The 4,072-nt window shown below is 64.9% G+C and carries 1 protein-coding gene; it reads left to right on the top strand.

All coding sequences use genetic code 11. The annotated features are described in order from the left end of the window. The coding region (locus V3W40_RS34505) for a condensation domain-containing protein (protein ID WP_330216542.1) at positions 1-4,072 on the top strand (4,072 nt) is incomplete at both ends.

Here is a 4,072-nt window from a genome sequence, read left to right as displayed (position 1 = left end):
GGACGCTGGCGATGATTGGCGCGAGGTCCTCGGCGCCCACCTGGCCCAGCACCTGCCGGACTACATGGTCCCGGCACAATGGATGCTGCTGGAGCAAATGCCCCTGAGTCCCAACGGCAAACTCGACCGCAAGGCGCTGCCCAAACCCGAAGCCACCCAGCACTACGAAGCTCCGCAAAGTCTGCTGGAACAGCAGATCGCCGCGATCTGGGCCGAGGTGCTGGGCGTCGAACAGGTAGGTTTGAATGACAACTTCTTCGAGCGCGGCGGTGACTCGATCATCTCCATTCAAGTGGTCAGTCGCGCCCGTGCCGTCGGTATCCATTTCAGCGCCAAGGCGCTGTTCCAGCATCAGACCGTGCGCAGCCTCGCCCGGGTGGCGCAGTTGCAGACAGCGCAGGTGATCGACCAGGGACCGGTGCAGGGCGAGACGCCGTTGCTGCCGTTCCAGCAGCTGTTCTTCGAGATGGACCTGCCGGACCGCCACCACTGGAACCAGTCCTTGCTGCTGGTGCCACGCGAGCCGGTCCGGGCAGGTCGACTGCAAGCGGCTTTGCACGCCATCGCCCAACACCACGATGCGCTGCGCTTGAGCTTCAGCCAGCACGCCGAAGGGTGGCAGGCCGAGCATGCAGTCGCCACCCCTGAGGTGCTGTGGCAAGCCACGGTGAAGGATGCCGACGAACTGGCCGCGCTGTGCGAAAAAGCCCAGCGCAGCCTCGACCTGCAACAGGGGCCCTTGCTGCGTGCGGTCCTTGCCGAACTGGCCGACGGTTCCCAGCGCCTGCTGCTGGTGATGCACCACCTGGTGGTGGATGGCGTGTCCTGGCGGGTGTTCCTTGAGGACCTGCAACGCCTGTACCGCCAACAGCCGTTGCCGGCCAAGACCTCGTCGTTCAAGGCCTGGGCCGAGCGTTTGCAGGCCCATGCCCGCAGCGAAGCGGTACAGCCGCAGAAGCACTTCTGGTTGCAACAACTCCAGGGCGTGCCTACCGATCTGCCATGCCGTGATCCGCAAGGCGCGCGCCCTGTGCGCCTGGCGCAGACCGTGGTCAGCCAACTGGATGCCGAGCACACCCGGCAATTACTGCAACAGGCGCCTGCGGCCTATCGCACCCAGATCAACGATCTGCTGCTGACCGCCCTGGCGCGCGTCATCTGCCAGTGGACGGGGCATGCTTCCAGCCTGATCCAGCTGGAAGGCCACGGCCGCGAAGACCTGTTCGACGATATTGACCTGACCCGCACCCTGGGTTGGTTCACCAGCCTGTTCCCGGTGCGCCTGACCCCGGCCGAATCCCTTGGCGCTTCTATCAAGCAGATCAAGGAGCAACTGCGCGCCGTGCCGGACAAGGGCCTGGGCTTCGGCGCGCTGCGCTACCTCGGCGACGAGGCCACGCGCCAGGCATTCAGCGCATTGCCGGTGCCGCGCATCACCTTCAATTACCTGGGCCAGATCGACGCCAGCTTTGACCAGCCGGACGGTTTGTTTGTACTCGCAGCGGAAAGCGCCGGAGCCGAGCAGAGCCCGGAGGCGCCGCTGGGCAACTGGCTGACCCTCAACGGCCAGGTATTCGGCGGTGAACTGCACATGGGCTGGACCTTCAGCCCGCTGATGTTCGAGGCGTCGCAGATCGATGCCTTGAGCCAGGCCTTCAGCCGTGAGCTGACGGCATTGGTGGAACATTGCTGCACCCCCGGCAACCACGGCGTGACGGCCTCGGACTTCCCGTTGTCACGCCTGAACCAGCAGCAGCTTGAGTCCTTGCCGCTGGCCGCCGATGGGATTGACGACATCTACACCTTGTCGCCCATGCAGCAAGGCATGCTGTTCCACACCCTGTACGAACAGGCCGCCGGCGACTACATCAACCAGATTCGCGTGACGGCCGAGGGCCTGGATGTGGCGCGCTTCCAGCGGGCCTGGGATGCCACGGTGCAGGCCCATGACGTGCTGCGCAGCGGGTTTTTCTGGGAGGGCCAGTTGGAGTGGCCATGCCAGGTGGTGTACCGCGAGGCACGGCTGCCCATCGAACTTCTCGACTGGCGCGCCATGCCGGAGCCGGAGCTGGCGTTGCAAGACCTGCAGCAAGCCCAGCGTCGCCAGGGCTTTGAGCTGGCCAAGGCGCCCCTGGTCCGTCTGGTGCTGGTGCGTACCGACGAGCAACGCCATGAGCTGATCTACACGAGCCATCACATCCTGATGGACGGTTGGAGCAATTCGCGACTGTTCGGTGAAGTGCTGCAACGTTACGCCGGCGTGGCAGTGCCCGAAGCGGTCGGACGCTATCGCGATTACATCGGTTGGTTGCAGCAGCGTGATGCCGGTGCGACCGAAACTTTCTGGCGCGAGCAGTTGAGTGCACTGCACGCACCGACCCGCCTGGGCCGCAGCCAGCCCATGGCGGCGGACGGGCATGGCGAGCACTCCCTGAACCTGGATCGCCCGCTGACAGGGCGCCTCGAGGCCTTCGCCCGCAGCCATAAGGTCACGCTCAACACCCTGGTCCAGGCGGCGTGGCTGGTCCTGTTGCAGCGCCATAGCGGGCAGGCGGTGGTGTCGTTCGGTGCCACCGTGGCCGGGCGCCCGGCAGACCTCGTGGGGGTGGAGCAGCAGATTGGCCTGTTCATCAATACCCTGCCGGTGATCTGCGCAGTGGAGGGCGAGCAAACCGTGGCCGACTGGTTGCAAAGGGTGCAGGCGCAGAACCTGGCGTTGCGCGAGCATGAACACACCGGGCTGTACGATATCCAGCGCTGGGCCGGGCAGGGCGGTGAAGCCCTGTTCGACAACATCCTGGTGTTCGAGAACTACCCGGTGTCCAAGGCCCTGGAACAGAGTGGCGGCAGCGGTATCCGTTTTGGCCTGCCGGATTCCCGCGAGCAGACCAACTTCCCGCTGACGGTGCTGGTGGACGTCGGTGACACGCTGTCGGTGCAGTTCAGCTTTGCGCGTGCGCATTTCGACCCGGACACGGTGCAAACCTACGGCCGCCATCTGCTCAACCTGCTTCAAGCCATGCTCGAGGACGGCCAGCAGCGCCTGGGCGAACTGGCGATGCTCGATGTGGCCGAACGCCGGCAAGTGGTACAGGACTGGAACGCCACGGCGCGGGACTACCCGTTGCAGCACTGTGTGCATCAACTGATTGAACAGCAGGTGACGCGCACGCCGGACGCCACGGCACTGGTATTTGCCGAGCAGCGCTTGAGCTACGTCGAGCTTAACTGCCGCGCCAACCGCCTGGCCCATCGCCTGATCGAGGCCGGCGTCGGGCCGGACGTATTGGTGGGCCTGGCGGTAGAGCGTTCCATCGAGATGGTGGTCGGCTTGCTTGCGGTGCTCAAGGCCGGTGGTGCCTATGTGCCGCTGGACCCGGAATACCCGCGTGAGCGCCTGGCCTACATGCTGGACGACAGCGGGGTGAAACTGCTTTTGACCCAGGCGCATTTGCGTGAACAGCTGCCGATTCCCCAAGGCCTGGAAACCCTGGTGCTGGGCGAGTCTGCCTTCGAGGGCTACAGCGACGCCAGCCCAGGCATCGCCCTGGACGGCGAAAACCTCGCCTACGTGATCTACACCTCGGGTTCCACCGGCCAACCCAAAGGCGCCGGCAACCGCCATTCAGCCCTGGCCAACCGCCTGCAATGGATGCAGGAAGCCTACGGCCTTGACGTCAGCGACACGGTGCTGCAAAAGACCCCGTTCAGCTTTGACGTGTCGGTGTGGGAGTTCTTCTGGCCGCTGATGACCGGTTCGCGCCTGGTGGTCGCCGCGCCGGGGGATCATCGTGATCCGAGCAAACTGGTGCGCCTGATCAATGCAGAGCAGGTCACCACGCTGCACTTTGTCCCGTCGATGTTGCAGGCCTTCCTGCAGGAGCCGACGGTTGCGACTTGCCATACCCTGCACCGCATCGTGTGCAGTGGTGAAGCGTTGCCGGTGGACGCCCAGCAGCAGGTCTTCGCCAAGCTGCCCCAGGCCGGTCTCTACAACCTGTACGGCCCGACCGAAGCCGCCATCGACGTAACCCACTGGACCTGCGTGGACGAAGGCCGCGATGCGGTACCA

The organism is Pseudomonas sp. AM8, assembly GCF_036346475.1.
Lineage (GTDB): Bacteria > Pseudomonadota > Gammaproteobacteria > Pseudomonadales > Pseudomonadaceae > Aquipseudomonas > Aquipseudomonas marginalis.
Note: the sequence above shows the minus strand (reverse complement) of the source record. Positions and strands in the feature narration are given on the sequence as shown.